Annotated in this window: 12 protein-coding genes and 1 pseudogene; 10 read left to right on the forward strand and 3 right to left on the reverse strand. The window is 63.5% G+C overall.

Translation table 11 applies throughout. The features are described 5' to 3' along the window. The first annotated feature begins 46 nt into the window (after nt 1-46). The 4 genes and pseudogenes from hsdR to JOD60_RS10700 form a co-directional block, all read left to right on the forward strand. Entirely contained in the window at nt 47-2,599 is a 2,553-nt protein-coding gene (hsdR, locus tag JOD60_RS10685) for an EcoAI/FtnUII family type I restriction enzme subunit R (protein WP_076692177.1), read from the forward strand. Next, the gene (locus JOD60_RS10690; RefSeq protein ID WP_076690596.1) at nt 2,596-4,584 is read left to right on the forward strand and encodes an N-6 DNA methylase; all 1,989 of its coding nucleotides are present in this window, start codon (nt 2,596-2,598) and stop codon (nt 4,582-4,584) included. The genes hsdR and JOD60_RS10690 overlap by 4 nt, the downstream gene beginning before the upstream one ends. Before the next feature lie 59 nt (nt 4,585-4,643). Beyond that, on the forward strand, nt 4,644-7,346 hold the full coding sequence (locus JOD60_RS10695) for an ATP-dependent DNA helicase (RefSeq protein ID WP_076692178.1): 2,703 nt from the start codon (nt 4,644-4,646) through the stop codon (nt 7,344-7,346). Between the two features lie 75 nt (nt 7,347-7,421). Next, nucleotides 7,422-7,861, forward strand: a pseudogene (locus JOD60_RS10700) (transposase); the annotation flags it as partial. A gap of 13 nt (nt 7,862-7,874) precedes the next feature. Here JOD60_RS10700 and JOD60_RS10705 read toward each other — a convergent pair. Further along, nucleotides 7,875-9,025 (reverse strand): IS3 family transposase gene (locus JOD60_RS10705; RefSeq protein ID WP_157127939.1). Its coding sequence is split into 2 segments (ribosomal slippage): nt 7,875-8,755 and nt 8,755-9,025, totalling 1,152 coding nucleotides; the frame shifts between segments, so codons are not numbered across the junction. On the opposite strand from JOD60_RS10705, the gene JOD60_RS10710 reads away from it, so the two are divergent. From JOD60_RS10710 to JOD60_RS10730, 5 genes are all read left to right on the forward strand, one after another. Then, entirely contained in the window at nt 9,002-9,823 is an 822-nt protein-coding gene (locus tag JOD60_RS10710) for an IS3 family transposase (protein WP_269746928.1), read from the forward strand. The genes JOD60_RS10705 and JOD60_RS10710 overlap by 24 nt on opposite strands. A 183-nt stretch (nt 9,824-10,006) precedes the next feature. Further along, the gene (locus tag JOD60_RS17040) at nt 10,007-10,585 is read left to right on the forward strand and encodes a Pycsar system effector family protein (RefSeq protein ID WP_076690599.1); all 579 of its coding nucleotides are present in this window, start codon (nt 10,007-10,009) and stop codon (nt 10,583-10,585) included. After that, complete coding sequence (locus JOD60_RS10720; protein WP_076690600.1) at nt 10,576-11,274, forward strand: adenylate/guanylate cyclase domain-containing protein; 699 nt, start codon at nt 10,576-10,578, stop codon at nt 11,272-11,274. Before JOD60_RS17040 ends, JOD60_RS10720 begins: the two co-directional genes overlap by 10 nt. Further along, entirely contained in the window at nt 11,271-12,512 is a 1,242-nt protein-coding gene (locus JOD60_RS10725) for an ATP-binding protein (RefSeq protein WP_076690601.1), read from the forward strand. The genes JOD60_RS10720 and JOD60_RS10725 overlap by 4 nt, the downstream gene beginning before the upstream one ends. Continuing rightward, the gene (locus JOD60_RS10730; protein WP_076690602.1) at nt 12,509-13,879 is read left to right on the forward strand and encodes a DUF6414 family protein; all 1,371 of its coding nucleotides are present in this window, start codon (nt 12,509-12,511) and stop codon (nt 13,877-13,879) included. Before JOD60_RS10725 ends, JOD60_RS10730 begins: the two co-directional genes overlap by 4 nt. Before the next feature lie 511 nt (nt 13,880-14,390). On the opposite strand, the gene JOD60_RS10735 is transcribed toward JOD60_RS10730, so the two are convergent. Then, a complete protein-coding gene (locus JOD60_RS10735; RefSeq protein ID WP_076690604.1) occupies nt 14,391-16,436 on the reverse strand; it encodes a DUF262 domain-containing protein in 2,046 nt (681 codons plus the stop codon). A gap of 126 nt (nt 16,437-16,562) precedes the next feature. On the opposite strand from JOD60_RS10735, the gene JOD60_RS10740 reads away from it, so the two are divergent. Beyond that, entirely contained in the window at nt 16,563-17,336 is a 774-nt protein-coding gene (locus JOD60_RS10740; protein WP_076690605.1) for a hypothetical protein, read from the forward strand. Nucleotides 17,337-17,470: 134 nt separating this feature from the next. Here JOD60_RS10740 and JOD60_RS10745 read toward each other — a convergent pair whose 3' ends face one another. After that, complete coding sequence (locus tag JOD60_RS10745) at nt 17,471-17,794, reverse strand: hypothetical protein (protein ID WP_076690606.1); 324 nt, start codon at nt 17,792-17,794, stop codon at nt 17,471-17,473. Nucleotides 17,795-18,033: the final 239 nt, after the last annotated feature.

Raw genomic sequence — 18,033 nt, forward strand, 5'->3', positions numbered from 1 at the left:
GGGTTGGTCGACTAGACTAGTGCTCGAGAGGCAGGGCACTGTGGCGATGAACGAGGCCGACACCCGGGCAAAGCTGATTGATCCGCGGCTTCTGGCTGATGGCTGGAGCGAGGCGCTCATTGAGCGCGAGTACACGTATCGGCGCGGCCGGGTTCGACTCGTCGGCGAGCAGAGCATTCGCGATCAGCCGCAGTTCTGCGACTACGTCCTTCGGGATGGAGCTCGTGGTCCGATCCTTGCGATCCTCGAGGCCAAGGATGAGACTCACGGTCCCTCCGACGGGCTGCAGCAGGCTCTGGGATATGCCGAAGACATCGGCATCTATTTCGCGTATTCGTCCAACGGTCACGGCCTCGTGGAGCACGATCGGCTGACGAACCAGGTCCGCGACCTTGAGTCGTTCCCTTCGCCTGCCGAGCTTCGTGAGCGGATCTCCTCGTCACGGCCGACGCGGACTGCAGAGTTGCAGAACCCCGACGGCGTCATGGTTACCAACCCGATCATTCAGCCCGCGTACCCCGCGCAGACCGGAGGCATGCGCTGGTATCAGGAGCGCGCGGTGACTGCCGCACTGGACGAGATGCTCAGTGGGCGTCGGCGAGCGCTGCTGTCGCTGGCCACCGGCACTGGCAAGACCTACATCGCGTTCAACCTGGCATGGAAGCTGCTCAAGAGCGGCTATAGCAAGCGTGTGCTATTCCTGGCAGATCGCGTCTCGCTGCGGGACCAGGCCTTCAACGAGTTCGGTCCGTTCGACACCGCCCGAGGAGTAGTTGCAGGGTCGCCCCCGTTCGCGCGCGACATCCACTTCGGGATCTATCAGACGCTGTATGCGCGCGGCGAGGACGGTGTCCGTCTCTACGAACGGTACCCGCGTGACTTCTTCGACCTGGTCATCATCGACGAGTGTCACCGCTCGGGCTACGGCGACTGGCAAGTGATTCTCGATCATTTCGACAGCGCCTTTCACCTCGGCATGACAGCGACGCCGAAGCGAAGCGACAGCATCGACACCTACGAATTCTTTGCTGGCGAGAACCGCGATGCTGATGGCGCGCCCCAGCCTGCCTTCGAGTATTCGCTCGGACGCGGCATCGACGACGGGTTCCTTGCGATGTACCGAGTGCGTCGCGTGAAGACCAACATCGACCAGGACGGCCTCCGAATCGAGGAAGAACTCGATCAGGGCGCGGACCTAATTGTCCCTGACGGCGCGCCGGTCAAGGAGATCTACGCATCAAGCGAGTTTGAGCGCGCCATCCAGGTCGAGGATCGGACGCGCGCGATGTGCGAGCACCTGGCGGGGCTTCTTCGACAGTGGGGACCGAACGAGAAGACGATGGTGTTCTGCGTGAGCATGGAGCACGCCGCGCGCGTGCGTGACCACATGCAGCGCCTCCTGGGGCCGGAGACTGGCAAGTCACACTACGCAGTACGGATTGTGAGCGAAGAGCCCGCGGGCCAAGCGCTTCTCGAGGAGTTTCAGCTCTCGAGCAGTACTCAGCCGGTGCTCGCGACCACTGTCGACCTCCTTACGACCGGCGTCAACGTGCCGTCGTGCCGGAACATCGTGTTCATGAAGCCGGTTGGATCGCCGACGGTCTTCAAGCAGATTCTCGGACGGGGGAGCCGCCTCGATGCTGCGACGCACAAGGAGTTCTTCCGGATTGTCGACTATACCGACGCGACGAGGCTTCTCGATGAGTGGGACCTGCCGCCTGCGGGCGGCACCATCCTGACCGAGGGCCACGGGGTGCTGACTGGTCAGGTGGTGAACCACGACGGATTCGAGCCGATTCAGGGTGCTGCGGTTGTGGTGCGTGCGGGATCTCGGACGTTCGCGGACGTTCAGACCGATGCTCGTGGCCTGTTTCACGTTCCCGCATTGCCCGAGACGACACTCACGGTCGACGCGGCGGCTCGCGGATTCTCGAGCAAGCGCGTGCGAGTGCCGGTCGCCGCGGAGCCGACGGAGATTGTCATCACGCTTCGCGAGCCGCAGCCCGGGGTCGAACGGCTCGTCATCAGCGGGGTGACTGTCACTATCGCCGAGGAGACCGACCTCACCCTGGCGGACGGCGCTGAACTCACCGTGGAGGAGTACATCGAACGGGCCGGAGCCAAGACGCGGGAACTCGTCGGTACAAACGAGGATCTGATCCAGCGGTGGCGCGATCCGGAGACTCGATCCGCTCTGCGGGCGGCTCTGTCGGTTGTCGACGTACAGCCGAGCATCCTGGCCCTCGTGGCGGGACGACCCGATGCTGACGAACTCGACCTCCTGGCCTTCGCCGCCTTCGGCGCAGACATTAGGTCGCGGGAGGAACGTGCGCGCGCCTTTGCGCTTGCCCACGACGTTTCCGATGAGGCGCTTACTGCCGAGGGTGTCATCGTGGCTGCCTTGACGGACAAGTATCGGCAGGCCGGCGTTGAGGAGATCGCAAGCGCCGATGTCCTTTCCCTCGAGCCGTTTACGAGCGGCTTCGGTGGGATCCAGGGCGTAATTCGGGCGCTGGGGGGACCGGAGCCGGTCAAGCAACTGCTGCGCGATGTACAGCGCTGGCTTTACCCGATTGACAACGAGGAGCAGGAGCGATGACTCCGGAGGCAAAGCTGCGCGGGCTGATTAGGGCCGCGTCAGATCAGATGCGAGCTGACGACAACACCAAGGGGTATCTCTCGTACCTAGAGCAGCTGACGTGGCTCCTGTTCCTGAAGCAGTACGAGGCGCTCGAAGAGGACCGCGCCGCCATCGCCGCGATTGACGGCACGGACTATTTGCAAGTCGTGACCGGTCGGTATCGGTGGTCTGAGTGGGCTCGTTCCGAACTGACGGGCGATGCACTGATCGAGTTCGTCACCCAGGACCTCCTGCCCACGCTGCGCAAGCTCGAAGGATCCCGTCGGGCTGAACGGCTGGCAACGCTTTTTCAGTCGGTCACGGTGGTGATGAAGAGTGGTCACACCCTTCGGGAGGTCATCAACCTCGTCGACCAGATCGACTTCCATGCACTCTCGGACGCGCACACTATGTCCGTCGTTTACGAATCGCTACTGGCGCAGGCGACGGACGCCGGTTGGTCAGGAGAGTTCTACACGCCCCGCCCGATCGTCGACGCAATGGTCGACGTCGTTCAGCCGAAGCTTGGGCAGACGGTTTACGATCCCTGCGCTGGATCGTGTGGCTTCCTGGTGTCGGTCAACGAGCGCCTCTACCCTCAGGCACTCACGACAGCGGACTCGGAGCTCTTGAAGTCGCGCACCTACTTCGCGCAGGAGTCCGGCGCTCTCGCGCACTTCGTTGGAACTGTGAACTTGCTCCTGCATGGAATCGATGACCCGCAGGCGATTCGACGCAACACTCTTGAGGAAGATGTGCGGTCGATTGACCCAGGTGACCAGCGCGACCTGATCTTCACCAACCCTCCCTTTGGTGGCGAAGAGAACCCGCAGGTGCAGCGCAACTTCCCTGCCCGCTCTGACTCGACGGAGCTTCTGTTCCTGCAGCACTGCATGGCGAAGTTGGCCCCCGGTGGTACCTGCGCGATCGTTGTGCCTGACGGGGTGCTCTTCCGCACCGACCAGGCATTCCTGAGCGTGCGACGACGCTTGCTCAACGAGTTCAGCGTCGAGGGAATCATTCGCCTGCCGAGCGGCGTCTTCACCAATGCGCCCGGCGCGAGAACGAACCTGATGTTCTTCCGTCGCACCGGAGCACCCACCAAGTCGATTCGCTTCTACCTGGTGCGTCCGCCCCACGGGCGGCCCGGCTTCTCCAAGTCACTGCCGCTGACGCGTGATCTTCTTACGCCTGCCGTTGAGTGGATTCGAGACGGCGTCGAGACCGCACACGGATGGGAGTCCACGTACGAGGAGATCGCTGCCGCTGGCTATGACCTGAATACTCGTCCGCGTCTGCAGACCGAGGCGGGAGTACAGGCTGATCCGCTCGATGTTGTCGAGCATCTGCGCCGCCAGGTCGGGGTTGTCCAGGAAACGGCCGCGCGCTGGAGCGAGTCGCTTGACCGGCTCGATAACTTCGAGGCCGGGAATCGCGTGCAGCTCAAGAACTTCATCATCGAGCGAGGTGACCGCGCCGCGGGCGACCCTGCTGAGCGCCTCGTCGGGGTGTCCAACTCGGGCGGACTTGCTGAGTTCCGAGGTGCAGCGGCATCCGATCGATCTCGCTACCGACGGATCGAGGTTGGCGACTTCGTCTACAACCCGATGAGGATCAACGTGGGGTCGCTGGCTTACTGCCGCTCCGCGACGGAGGAGGGCTGGGTTTCGCCCGAGTACGTCGTCTTCTCCATTGCGGAGGATGCCCCGTTCAGTGCGGACTACCTTCTCTTCTTCCTCACGAGCCAGGCGGGGCGCGACGAGATCAATCGTCATGTGCGCGGTGGGGTGCGCGCTCGGCTTTACTACGCAGGCCTCGAGAACGTGGAAGTGCCAGTGCCGACCGACAGTACCCAGTGGGATGCATTCCTGGAATCGATGGCAGTGCTGCGCGAGGTCACGCGTAAGGCTGCGGGTGCGTCATCGGCGTCCGATCTTGCATCCCTCTTGTTCGCGGGAGCGTGAGATGAGCACGGCATCAGGACGTCTTGGGGGTAGTGCAGCACCTACGAGGGGATATGCGCATGGCGACAATTGATCAGCAGATTCGAAGCGCGGACGATGCGATCGTCCGAAACATCGACATGCTCAAGACGCAGCGGGATCTTCTCTCGCAGAATGTGTTGGCGCAACTTCGCAATCTGGTCGAAGGGCTCATCGTCCGCGCTCACGTAAAAGATGGCACGCAGGCCTTCGACTACAGCTTGGTCGCGCCTGCGCTCGCTGTCGTGAAGGCCAACGCCAAGCTGAATTTGCTCAGTCGTTTCCATAATCTTCTGCAGGCCAGTGCGTCGCACTACACATTGGACGGTGATCCGTCCGAGCGGCTGATGCTCAAGTACTACGAGTACCTCATGCGAACGAGAGACCTGGCCAAAGCGCAGTTCGGCCTGGACATTCTTGGCAACCTTGCGCAGTTCCCGATCGATCTCGACCCCTCCCTCTATGAGTACTACGAGAAGATCGCGACACGAGTTGATGCGTTGCGCGCGGGGCCGGTGCCGCCGACCAACGAGGGCGTTTACTACATCCACAGCTCGAGGCCGTTCTTCGTCGGGGGGCGCATCTTCTACGAGGTGACCTTCTCCCTCGCGCACAACAAGACGAGCAAGTTCGATCGGGTAATCGGCTTCACCGACATCGACGTCACAGACAAGTACGCGGCGAGCCTCGTACTTGCACAGGACTCGATTGACGTGTTGGGCCAGACGATGCCGATCACGCTGATCCAGTCGTGGAGTGTGGCCATCCGAGGTTGCGAGTTCAACAACCTCGCTAAGATCCTGGGCCAGTCGAATGGCGACGTTAGTCGCGGCTTGGTCGAGTACAAGAATCTGATGCAGTACCTCACCGCGACGCGTTCGAGCCTCCTCGACCTCATCGATATGGAGGATGCTCACTACACGCAGATCCGGACCTGGGCGCTGGCGAATGCCAAGCGCAGCCCGCTGATCTTCGCGATGCTGGACCAAGCTCGTTCACTCATCCGCCGCGGCCGGCCGGGAGCGAACCTGCTCCGCTATCTACTCCTGCGAATGAACAACCAAGTGATCCGCGCGCAGTACGACTCCACCGCGTGCAGCTGGCTCTCGGGCCTTCACGCGTCGCAGTCCTGTCGCCCGTTCGACACGATGCCCTTCTGTTCGTCACCGCGGCGTCACAACCCGCACTTCGCCGACCTTGCCGAGAGTCTCAACTCGGCGACGCGCCGCCATGAAATTCTCGCCCGACGGGTGCGCAGCAACGTCGAGCAGAACGGTGTGATCTACACGCCGGATGCTGATCTTGCTGGCTTTGGGGATCTCGACGCGCTCATTGCGAAGCACAACGCGTTGCTGCCTCCGACCCCAGCACACGCACCACGCAAGTTGGTTCACGCGAACGGGCACGTCTTCATCAAGGGATATGAGGATGACACCGTGACCATCATCAATGAGCTGCAGAAGGTTGCGGCGACTGGGCTCGTCGATCATGAGAAGGACGTGGACGCTTGGCTCGTTGCCAATCCGACCGTCATCGATGACGAACTCAAGGCCGATGCCCTCAGGGGACTCTTTGCTGACTCGAAGGTTGCGCTGGTCTATGGGGCTGCCGGTACCGGCAAGTCGACCATGGTCGATCACATCGCCCACTACTTCAGCAGTGACAGGAAGCTCTTCCTTGCGCACACGAACCCGGCGGTCGACAACCTGCGTCGGCGGGTGTCGGCGCCGAACTCGTTCTTCAACACCATTACGAGTCACTTGGGCGGTATGGGGACGACTCGTCATTGGGATGTGCTCGTGATCGACGAGTGCAGCACGGTGAGCAACGCGAGCCTGCTCAAGGTACTTGAGAACACGAGCTTTGACCTCCTCGTTCTCGTCGGAGACGTGTATCAGATCGAGTCCATCGAGTTTGGCAATTGGTTCACCACCATCCGTTCGTACCTTCCTCCCACCGCCGTCTTCGAACTGACCAAGCCATTCCGGACCAACGACGAGGCGTTGCTGACGCTGTGGGATCGGGTACGGAATCTTGACGACCGCATCGAAGAGTCGCTCTCGAAGAACGGTTACTCCACAGTCCTCGGCGATACCTTGTTCGCGCCGCAGCGGGACGACGAGATCGTCCTGTGCATGAACTACGACGGTCTCTACGGCATCAACAACGTCAATCGGTTCCTTCAAGCGAGCAACCCGAGCCCGGCCTTCGTTCGCCGCGGGGCGACCTACAAGGTCGGCGACCCGGTGCTTTTCAACGAGACCAATCGGTTCCCTGGCGTGATCTTCAACAATCTGAAGGGCACGATCGTCGCTATCGAAGAGGCATTGGGGCGGTTCACCTTCAGCGTGCAACTTGCTCGCGCTGTCACGGCCGCCGATTGCTTGGGTACCGACTTGACCTGGATCGAGGGGTCCACCGTCAGCTTCGATGTGTTCGAGATTGCCGATCAGGATGAAGACGACGACTCGCTGAGCACGGTGGTTCCATTCCAGATCGCTTACGCCGTCTCCTTCCACAAGGCACAGGGCCTGGAGTTCGACTCCGTGAAGATCGTGATCACGGATGTCAACGAGTCGCATGTCACGCACAGCATGTTCTATACGGCGATCACACGAGCGCGTGAGCGGTTGGAGATCTTCTGGACGCCTGAGACGCAGCAGCGCATCCTGAGTCGCCTTGCCGTGAAGGAGAACACCAAGGATGAGAACCTCCTCAAGGCGCGGCGCGGGCTATTGGGCTGACCCCGTTTCGTAGGTCCGGTGGTTCTGAGAGTCGTCCTGTCGCCCGGAGTCGCGGGCAGGGAGACTGGTCAGATCATGTCGAACAGCAGGAAGCGTCACACCCCGGAGCAGGTCGTCCGTAAGCTCGGGCAGGCCGACAGGATGCTCGCCGACGGGCAGGATGTCGCCGCGGTGTGTCGGGAGCTCGGCGTGTCCGAGCAGACGTACTACCGGTGGCGGAACCAGTTCGGCGGGCTCAAGGCCGACGACGCGAAGCGCCTGAAGGAGCTGGAGAAGCAGAACGCCACCCTCAAGCGGCTACTCGCCGAAGCGGAGCTGGAGAAGGCGGCGCTGAAGGAGTTGGCTGAGGGAAACTTCTAGGCCCGGGCAGACGTCGCGCCGCCGTCTCGCACCTGCTCAGGACACTGCAGGTGAGCGAACGGATGGCGTGCCGCCTGGCCGGGCTCTCACGCTCCGCATACCGGCGCCCGCTCAAGGGTGAAACCACCGACGATCCGGACATGGCGCTGCGGGACTGAGCCGCCCCCTTCATTCGGTCCGGACGTTCTGTGAGTCGTCGGTTTCCATTTGATGGGTGCACTGTCGAGCGTACTCGGCTGGGGGTAGGTAGCCGAGCGAGGAGTGCCGGCGGTGGTGGTTGTACTCGTCCTTCCAGTCGCCGATGATGACCTGCGCGTGCAGCAGCGAGTAGAAGCTGTTGATGTTGAGGCACTCGTCGCGGATCCGGCTGTTGAACGACTCGACGTACCCGTTGCGCCACGGCGAGCCCGGAGGAATGTAGGACAGGCCGGTGCGGGTGCCGGCCCAGTCGGCCATCGCCTCGCTGATGAACTCGGGCCCGTTGTCCGATCTGAGCACGGCCGGGGCGCCGCGCACGGCGACGAGGTCGTCGAGGTGGGCGGTGAGCCGGTCAGCGGTGATCGACCGTTCGGTGAGCCCGCCGATGCACTCCCGAGTGTGCTCGTCGACGATGGAACAGATCTTGATCGGCCTGCCCTGTTCGTCGGCATCGAACTGGAAGTCCACCGCCCACACCACGTTCGGCGCGTCCGCTGTCGGTGCGTCGACGGTCGAGGACCCGACGCGTTTGCGGCGACGCCGCTGCGGGACGCGCAGTCCCTCCTCGCGCCACAGCCGTTGGATCTTCTTATGGTTCACGCCCCAGCCCTCGGCTCGGGCGTCGTGATACGCCCGCCGATACCCGTAGCGGGGATGGTCCTTCGCCCAGGCGCGCAGCCAGTCCCGCAGCGCCATGTCCGGATCGTCGGTGGTTTCACCCTTGAGCGGGCGCCGGTATGCGGAGCGTGAGAGCCCGGCCAGGCGGCACGCCATCCGTTCGCTCACCTGCAGTGTCCTGAGCAGGTGCGAGACGGCGGCGCGACGTCTGCCCGGGCCTAGAAGTTTCCCTCAGCCAACTCCTTCAGCGCCGCCTTCTCCAGCTCCGCTTCGGCGAGTAGCCGCTTGAGGGTGGCGTTCTGCTTCTCCAGCTCCTTCAGGCGCTTCGCGTCGTCGGCCTTGAGCCCGCCGAACTGGTTCCGCCACCGGTAGTACGTCTGCTCGGACACGCCGAGCTCCCGACACACCGCGGCGACATCCTGCCCGTCGGCGAGCATCCTGTCGGCCTGCCCGAGCTTACGGACGACCTGCTCCGGGGTGTGACGCTTCCTGCTGTTCGACATGATCTGACCAGTCTCCCTGCCCGCGACTCCGGGCGACAGGACGACTCTCAGAACCACCGGACCTACGAAACGGGGTCAGCCCAGGACTGGCTGCGCGCCTGGGCGAAGGACCATCCCCGCTACGGGTATCGGCGGGCGTATCACGACGCCCGAGCCGAGGGCTGGGGCGTGAACCATAAGAAGATCCAACGGCTGTGGCGCGAGGAGGGACTGCGCGTCCCGCAGCGGCGTCGCCGCAAACGCGTCGGGTCCTCGACCGTCGACGCACCGACAGCGGACGCGCCGAACGTGGTGTGGGCGGTGGACTTCCAGTTCGATGCCGACGAACAGGGCAGGCCGATCAAGATCTGTTCCATCGTCGACGAGCACACTCGGGAGTGCATCGGCGGGCTCACCGAACGGTCGATCACCGCTGACCGGCTCACCGCCCACCTCGACGACCTCGTCGCCGTGCGCGGCGCCCCGGCCGTGCTCAGATCGGACAACGGGCCCGAGTTCATCAGCGAGGCGATGGCCGACTGGGCCGGCACCCGCACCGGCCTGTCCTACATTCCTCCGGGCTCGCCGTGGCGCAACGGGTACGTCGAGTCGTTCAACAGCCGGATCCGCGACGAGTGCCTCAACATCAACAGCTTCTACTCGCTGCTGCACGCGCAGGTCATCATCGGCGACTGGAAGGACGAGTACAACCACCACCGCCGGCACTCCTCGCTCGGCTACCTACCCCCAGCCGAGTACGCTCGACAGTGCACCCATCAAATGGAAACCGACGACTCACAGAACGTCCGGACCGAATGAAGGGGGCGGCTCACTATCTCCAGTGTCGAGGCGGCCGCGCATGCAGAAGGTTCGAGTGACGCCGTGAGCGATTTGGCTATCGGAGACTATTCAGTGGACGGATTCCGCTCACGCTTGACGTGTCGGACCTCGCTGTCATAATCAGGCGCAGCTATGGGAAGAAGAGACAAACAACGGCGGGACGTGGAGCCGGAGCAAGTAGAGCTCTCGGATGAGCTTGCGTGGCGAGTCCACGAGAACGCGAAGGGTTGGATCTCGCAGGTTGACGTGAAGTCGGCAGCCGCGCTCGCGATCGAGGCCGCCGTGCTGGGATTCGCGCTCGCCCTCATCACTAACTCGGATACCCTCAGCCAACTCACTGACCTGTCGCGCTGGATCGTTGGAGTGGGGCTATTCCTGCTGCTCGTAAGTGTGGTCCTCTCGATGCTCGTGCTGATGCCTCGAATCAAATTGAGAGAGCCGAAGCCCAAAGATCGCGGCTACCTGTACTTCGGACACCTGCGCCATTGGGACAAGGAGGCGCTGACCGCAACTCTCGCTCGCAACCAAGTGAGTGACGGGCAGATCGCGGACCAGGTCATCAAGATGTCACAGATCGCTTGGCGGAAGCACGTTCTCCTGCAGTGGTCGCTCTACTTTCTGCTTGCCGGCATCGTCGTGATCGGCGGGCTGTACCTCCTGTTCGTCATCGGTTTCTTTCCCGCCGCGCTTGGCGATCTTGCCAGAACACCGTGTCCGACAGGAGTCAACCCATGTCCTTAGCCGATGAGCTTCGTGAGTACGCAAAGAAGACCCACGACTCCACCTGGTCTCGTCGTAGCGGCCAGAAGGTTCCTTCGACGGACGACGTCTCGCTCGGAAACGACGCGGTTGATCTTGATGCTGTTGTGCTCTACGCGGATCTCAAGGATTCGACAGGCCTCGTTAAGGGATATAAGGATTGGTTCGCGTCGGCTGTCTACAAGAACTATCTCTACACGGTGTCGAGAATCATCCGCGCACACGACGGTTCGATAACAGCGTTTGACGGCGACCGGGTCATGGGCGTCTTCATCGGAGGATCGAAGAACAGCAACGCGGCGAAGGTCGCTCTCAAGATCAACTGGGCAGTCAAGAACATCCTTCAGCCCGCAATCGACGCCAAGTATCCGAAGAACACCTACCAGCTCCAGCAGAAGGTTGGGATCGCGGCTTCGAAGACGATGGTCTCGCGCACCGGAATCCGGGGGAGCAATGACCTCGTCTGGGTGGGGAACGCAGCCAACATTGCTGCCAAACTGGCCGCTCTTCACTCCAGCTACCCGACATACATCACCGCGGATGTCTACAACATGCTCTCGGACGAGACAAAGTTCGGCGGAACGCCCAAGCGCGATATGTGGACAGATCTTGGTAGTGGCGATGGCTACGGGAAGATCTACGGGTCTACGTTCTGGTGGTCCATGTCATGAGTACTCCTGCGCCCATCGGCATCGTCGGCACGCTCGTGCGCGTCGTCCGTACCGACCCTGACAACCAGACACTTCACTTCCGTCTACCCGACGGCCGCGTGGGACGAGCCTCTGGACTGCTCAATGTCGACACGATCGATGCGGGTGACACGATTGTCGTAAGCGACAACGGGTGGGAGCAGGTACCGAACGATATCTGGTCAGATCAGAACTCGATTGCGGTCGTCCGTCGCGTTCTCGATGACGGGTCAATCCTCATCGACAGCGGTGTCACCATCCGACCAATCCACAACCCGTTGGGCATCGAGATCGAAACGGGCAATACCGTCGAGTACAACGACGCCGACGGTATTCTTCGCATCATCTCTGAGACACCGATTCGCAGCGGAAGCTTTGGTCAGGACGTCGATATCGACGGCGTGCGTCGTGAGTATCTCTGGGACACCGCCAACCTTGGTGCAGGCTTCAGCGACTTCGGTGGCTATCCCGAGGTTAAGGAGCGTGCGCGTGAGCTGATCGAGACTCAGCTCGAGCGCCGAAAGAAGCTCGACAAGATCAAGGCTCGCCCGGTGAAGGGCGTCCTATTCACAGGTCCTCCCGGAACCGGCAAGACCCATCTAGCGCGGATCATCGCCCGGGAGTCCAAGGCGGAGTTCTTCCTAGTCAGCGGTCCCTCGGTTGTGAGCAAGTGGGTCGGTGACACAGAAGACACGCTGCGCAAGATCTTCGAGGCAGCTACGGCCAGTCCTTCGGGCCGCGCGATCATCTTCTTCGACGAGATCGACAGCATCGCTGAGCGACGTGGAGGCGACTCTCATGAGGCTTCACGTCGCCTGGTTGCGCAGCTCCTGACCTTGATGGACGGATTTGACGACGAAGGCAAGAGCGTCATCGTCATTGCTGCGACCAACCGTGTTGAGGCTCTCGACCCGGCACTCACCCGTCCTGGCCGCTTTGACTGGGAGATTGAGTTCGGCATGCCGACTCTCCAAGATCGATTCGAAATCCTCCAGGTGCGCGCTAACCACTTGACTACGAGTGGGGAGCTTCCGCTTGAGGACCTTGCGGCCCTCACTGAGGGATGGTCAGCCGCCGACTTGACGGCGATCTGGACCGAGGCTGCTCTGGTAGCGGCCGGTGATGATCGCGCGGCCATCTCTGCCGAAGACCTTGCAGCAGCGCTCGAACGAGTGGCGAGCAAGCCTCGACGGTCTAACGCACAGGAGGCAACGCGATGAGTCTGCGAGACAGGTGGCGTCGTTGGCGCAATCGACCGAAACGAAAGAAGGTCGCCGAGTCCCGGCCGGAGCCAACCAAGGAAGATCTGCGAGAGTTCGTCTATCTCGATGAGGTCAGCCTGCGAAGCCTGCTCTCATCGCTCCGCGGCGATCTGCGCGACGGCTTGTCCGAGCAGACGGCGGACGAAATTCAGGTTGAAGCTGCGACGAATCTTGAAGCGACAAACGCACTGGTCGGCACGGCCGGCGTATCTTCGCGTTTTCAGACGACCAACAGTAGCACCATCCAAACTTCGCGCAAGGCGACCGTTCAGTCATGGTTCCGAGACTTTCGAGCCATCAAGGGGCTTCGTCTCATCGAGGTTGCTGAAGCGCAGAGCCCCGCCGCGGATCTCGACGCCCTGTTGACGACGACAGACAAGTCGCTCCTCGCTGCGGACGAGGACCTTCGACGAGGAGAACTGGTCGAGTTCCGGGTGAGGCTCTCGGCAGATCCGGTGTACCGGCTCAGCACGATGGTGACCGAGTTCACTGGAATGGCTGACGACTTCCCGGACATGTTCGCCGCCGGCAACGCTCACGAGACGCTCAAACAGGTCCAGCCCGTGAACAAGATCCTCGAACGACTTCTTGCCGGGCTCATCCCCATCCGAGCGACGGCAGTTGACTACTCAGTCATCACGGTCAAGGGAAACAAGTACGTCGTTCACGACGATCTCATTCGCGACCTAAAGGTGAAGCGCGAACCTCTTCAGATCGTTGGACTCACCGAGCATCTGGCGTACTGGAAGGACCTGCGACGTGTTCTCTTCTCAGACGCCGAGTTCACCCTGATCGGGCGGGTCTCGCGACCTGGGCTGCACTCTTCGTGGACTCCGGTGAAGCTCGCGGATATGTTCCAGGAGCTCGTGCCCGATCTTGTGGGGCAGATCAATGCTGCTGGACGTATCCCACTCTCGGCCGCCGAGCCAGTCACAACCGAAAACCCGAACAGCGCGAAGCTCAGCAAGGCACTCGAACTCTATGTGGAGGCTTTCCTGGTTGCTACCGACAAGACGCTCACCGAATCAGAGCAGTCCGCACTCGCTCGCGAGATCACGACGCTGAGCAATCGCTCGGGGTCTGCCTCGGATCAACGAAGCGCCTTCGCAATGACGAATGGACGTTTGCAGGAGATCACCGGAGCGAAGGTGAAGTCGAAGCGCGATCTTGAACTTCGCGAGCAGGCACGAACCGCAAGCGGACTTCCGCTATTTCCGATGATGGGCTCGAACGCGCTCGTGCCGACCGCGCCGCCGACCACCATTTCGACAGATGCAGAAGTTGAGTACCTTATCGACACAGAGATCATCGCGATCTATTGGTAGCCCCGCACCCCCCTAGTGCCTCCGTCGCGGAGCCCTTGCGCGTGTTTCGACACCAGACCGGTGCAGGGATCGAAGTACTGCTCCGTGTGAGAGCCCATACTCCTTCTCTAGTTCCGACATGGTGCGGCCAGCCTCGTAATCACGTGCCATCGCCGCAGCCTCCTCGTCACTCACCTTCCGCTTCGAGATCTGAACCCCCTGCTCGCGGAGCATCCGGGTGAGCGCGGAGTTCGCGACACCCAGCTCGCGAGCGAGGGACCGCACGCTCTCACCTGTCTTGGCGCGCTGGACGAGCTCCGCGACCTTGACGCTGCCGAGGCGCTTCGACAGCTCGTGGCTTCGGTACGCATCCGGGGTGCTCAAACCCTCCTCCCCATCGCCAGGAACCGCGAGATTCCGCAGTTCTACAGGGGTGAACGGCAGATCCCAATGGTTAGAACAGAGGTCGTTTAGGTCAGCAAGACGCAAACCCCCGGAGAACCGGGGGTTTTGTCGTTGGCGCGGTGATGCGTCAGCGCATCGCGTCGCCGATGTAGGAGTACTTGACGAACACCTCGCTCGCCCAGCCGGCCTCCTCGAGAACGCCCTGGACGGCCGAGAGCATGTAGCGCGAGTCCCAGCCCATGTAGAGGAACGGGCTGTCCTCGTCGGCGGACAGGCGGTCCCACTGCCCGTTCCATGCCATCGCGGGATACACCGGGCCGCCGCGGCGCGCGCTGAAATCCATGACGCTCTGCCGCGACGCGGGGGACTCCGCCCACAGGCGCTGGAAGATCCGGTGGAACAGATACCGGATGTCCTTCACTTCCCAGTGCTCGCCCCGGAACTCGACGTAGTCGAACTCCCGCTCCCACCCGCGAGGCCAGCCACGGCGCTGCTTCGCGTCGAGGATCGGCGTGAGGTTGTCGTCGTCGATGCTGACCACCGCGGGGCGGCGCCACACCTGCAGGAAGCGCTCGGTCAGCTGCTCGGTGCGACGGGCGATCGCCGCGGTGCTCCACACCTCGGCATCCGCCACTTCGCGCGTCAACGCCAGCGCACTGTCGCCGTAGACGGCGCGCTTTGCCGGGTAGGCAGCATCGAACGCGCGCTCGAACAGCGACTCCTCCAGGAGCGCGAGGTTGCCGAGGGTCGGCGCGAGCGCGCGGAAGCTGTTCTGCTCGTCGTCGGAGAGCTCCGCCCAGCGACGGATGCCGTCGGGCGACCAATCGTCGCCGGGAGCCGTCGGCGCGATGTGCTCGATGTCCCACCCCGCTTCCGCGCCGACCCCCGACATCCGGCCGAGCACGTAGCGCGCGTGGGGGAGCGCGCTGTATTTCAGGCCCACCCGCGTGCGCTCATCGGACGGCGTGATGCGCGCGATCGCGTGCACGAGCTCGTCGCGCCCGAGCTGCGCCGCGCGACACAGCCGTGCCACGAGGCGATCGGTGGTGACCCCGACGATCGTGCGCCGCAGCAGCAGCGATTGCAGTTGCTCGAGACTCGCGACGAGCTCGTCGTGCGCGAGCTCGCCGTGGATGTGGTCGCGGTACAGCCGGAGCACGAGCGGGTAGACGCCCCCGCCGAAGGTGCCGAGGGACGCGAACTGTGCGCCGATCGCGGCATCGGGCGTCTCGGCTGGCTCCAGCAGCAGCCGGTAGATCTCGGCGAACTCGCGCCACTGCGCCGCGCGCTGACGGAGCGTCGCGACGTCGAGGCGCGGGAACTCGTGCCGGAAAGCGTCGTAGACGCCGCGGCCACCGGTGACCGAGACCTCCCGCCCCGTCAGCATCACGAGGTAGTGCCGCCAGAACGAGCCGATCTGTTCCCCGGTGGCGTGCTCGATCGGCAGCCAATAGTCGCGCTCGATCTCGGTCTGCTCGGCGTGCGTGAGACCCATGAGGACGTAGTTGTGGATCAGTTCGTGATCGCGCAGCGGCTCGCCGGTGGAGTTGAGGCTCTCGAAGATCTGCTGCGCGTTGGCCTCGGCGCCGAGCGTGATCGACACGTGCTCGAGCTTCTGCAGACCCCGCCAGATGTCGGCCGCCTCATCGGGGCGGATCTGGCTGCGGAAGAAGGCGTAGTTGTCGTCGAACCGCGACACCCGCCCCTCTTCGCCTTCGGCGCGTCGGTCGAGGACGACGCTCTCGAACACGTCGGCCCAGGCGCGGTGCGGGCGCAGCTTCGTGCGTGTCGGGTCGTCGGTGCGCACGAGCACCCGCTCCAGCTCCGCGGCGAGCCGCGGGTCGTCATCGCGCAGAGTGTGATGCAGCGCCGCGATCAGGAGCATCAGGGTCGTGATCCGCTGCTGACCGTCGATCAGCACGAGGTGCGCGTCCCCGGCATCCTCCCCGCCGGCCGTGGACAGGATGGAGCCGATGAAGTGCGTGTCCGCCGAATCGGCGCCGGCGACGGCGCGGATGTCGCCCAGAAGCTGCTCGCAGCCGCCGATGTCCCACCGGTACTGGCGCTGATACACCGGGACGACGATCGTGGTGTCGGATGCCGAGAGCCACCCGATCGTGTTGACGGCGACGGCCGCGACGTTGGCGGCGGGGACGGTCGTGGCGTTGCTCATTTTGGTGCGAATCACTCCTCGGAAACCCCGATCGAGTCTACTGGCGCACCCGCCGCGGCTAGGTAGGCTTGCCTAAGTCGGGCCTGTAAAAACTTCGCTTGTCCGACAGAAAGGGCATGATCCGTCATGGCATACATCAAGAGCGCCGCACTCGAGGAGACCGGCTACGTCGTCCTCGATCCGTACGGCAAGGAGATCGATCCCAAGGAATGGCTCGAGGTCGAGTACGTCGACTGGAAGAGCTCCGGCGACACCCGCTTCGCACCGCTGGCGTCGGCCAAGGGTGAGATCGAGTGCAACGGCTTCTGGAACCACAAGCCGCCGCGCACCGACAAGGACGGCGTCTGGATCGACTCGCAGACCGCGATCGCGCCGACGCTCACCGAGCGCGCGAAGGAGCCGGGCGCCAACGTCGGTCGCTGCCGCATCATCGAGCTGCAGCCGAACACCTACGCGGACTGCCTCTACAACCTCCACCAGGACGACAACAACCGCCTGAACCCCGACGGCACCGGCTGGGTCGTGCGCGGGTTCTTCAACCTGACCGACGACAAGACGAGCTACTTCGTGCTGCGTGAGAACCGCACCGACCCGAGCCAGGAGACGCGGATCGCGCTTCCCGCCGGCGCTCAGCTGATCGTCGACACGCAGCGCCTGTGGCACGCGGCCGCCCACTACGGCACGGAGCCGCGCTACTGCCTCATCACGTCGTGGGAGTCGGGCCCCGAGCTCGACGCCTACATCGCCAAGTACAACGGCGTGAACAAGGTCGAGAGCTACCCCGTCGACCAGGAGACCCTGGATGCCGGGCAGATCGAGCAGGAGCGCCGCATCGCCGCGCGTGCGGCAGCCCTCGCCGCCCGCGGCCAGCAGGAAGTGAACGTGATGAGCGAGGCGTAAGCCTCCGGTACACGTGAGGGTCCCCGCCATCGCGGCGGGGACCCTCTTCTGTGTGTGAGTCGCTTACGCGAGCGCCAGCTCACGCTCCCGGGTGCGGTGGACGAGGCGGTGCGCCACCCACGCGGCGATCGCGATCAGGCCGGCGATCGCAGCCACGGCATCAGCGTCGGAGCAAGTCCCGACGTGCCGGTCGCGAGCTGACCGGTGCCGTCGGCGATCCGGGCGTTCCCGTCGGCGAGACTCGTGGCCCCGGCCGAGAGCGCGCCCGAGCCTTCGGTCAGCCTCACCGAGCCGTCGAAGAGGGTGGTCGCGCCCGCCGAGAGGTCGTTCAATCCGGTGGCGAGCGAACCCGCGCCCTGGGAGAGGCGCTGCGTGCCATCGGCGAGCGACGTCGCCCCCGCCGACAGGTTGCCCGCCCCGGTGGCGAGGCCCGGCGCGGCCTTGGCGTGCGCGGACATCGCCCCGACCTCCTGCTGGAGTCCCGTCGTCAGCGCCGAGATCGTCGCCCAGTCCGCCGACGCGGGATCGGCCTGGGCGGCCGTGAGGAGCGCGGCGAGAGTCGCCAGGTGCGAGGTCGCGCTGTCGGCGTTGCCGCTCAGGTGGAGGCCTGGGCTGCGCCGGCATCCACCTGCGCGGCACCGTCGGACAGTTTCGCCGCCGTCGGTGTGTCGTCAGAGCGTGATGACCGTAACAGCGC

It is taken from the genome of Microbacterium aurum (assembly GCF_016907815.1).
In the GTDB taxonomy this organism is placed as follows: domain Bacteria; phylum Actinomycetota; class Actinomycetes; order Actinomycetales; family Microbacteriaceae; genus Microbacterium; species Microbacterium aurum.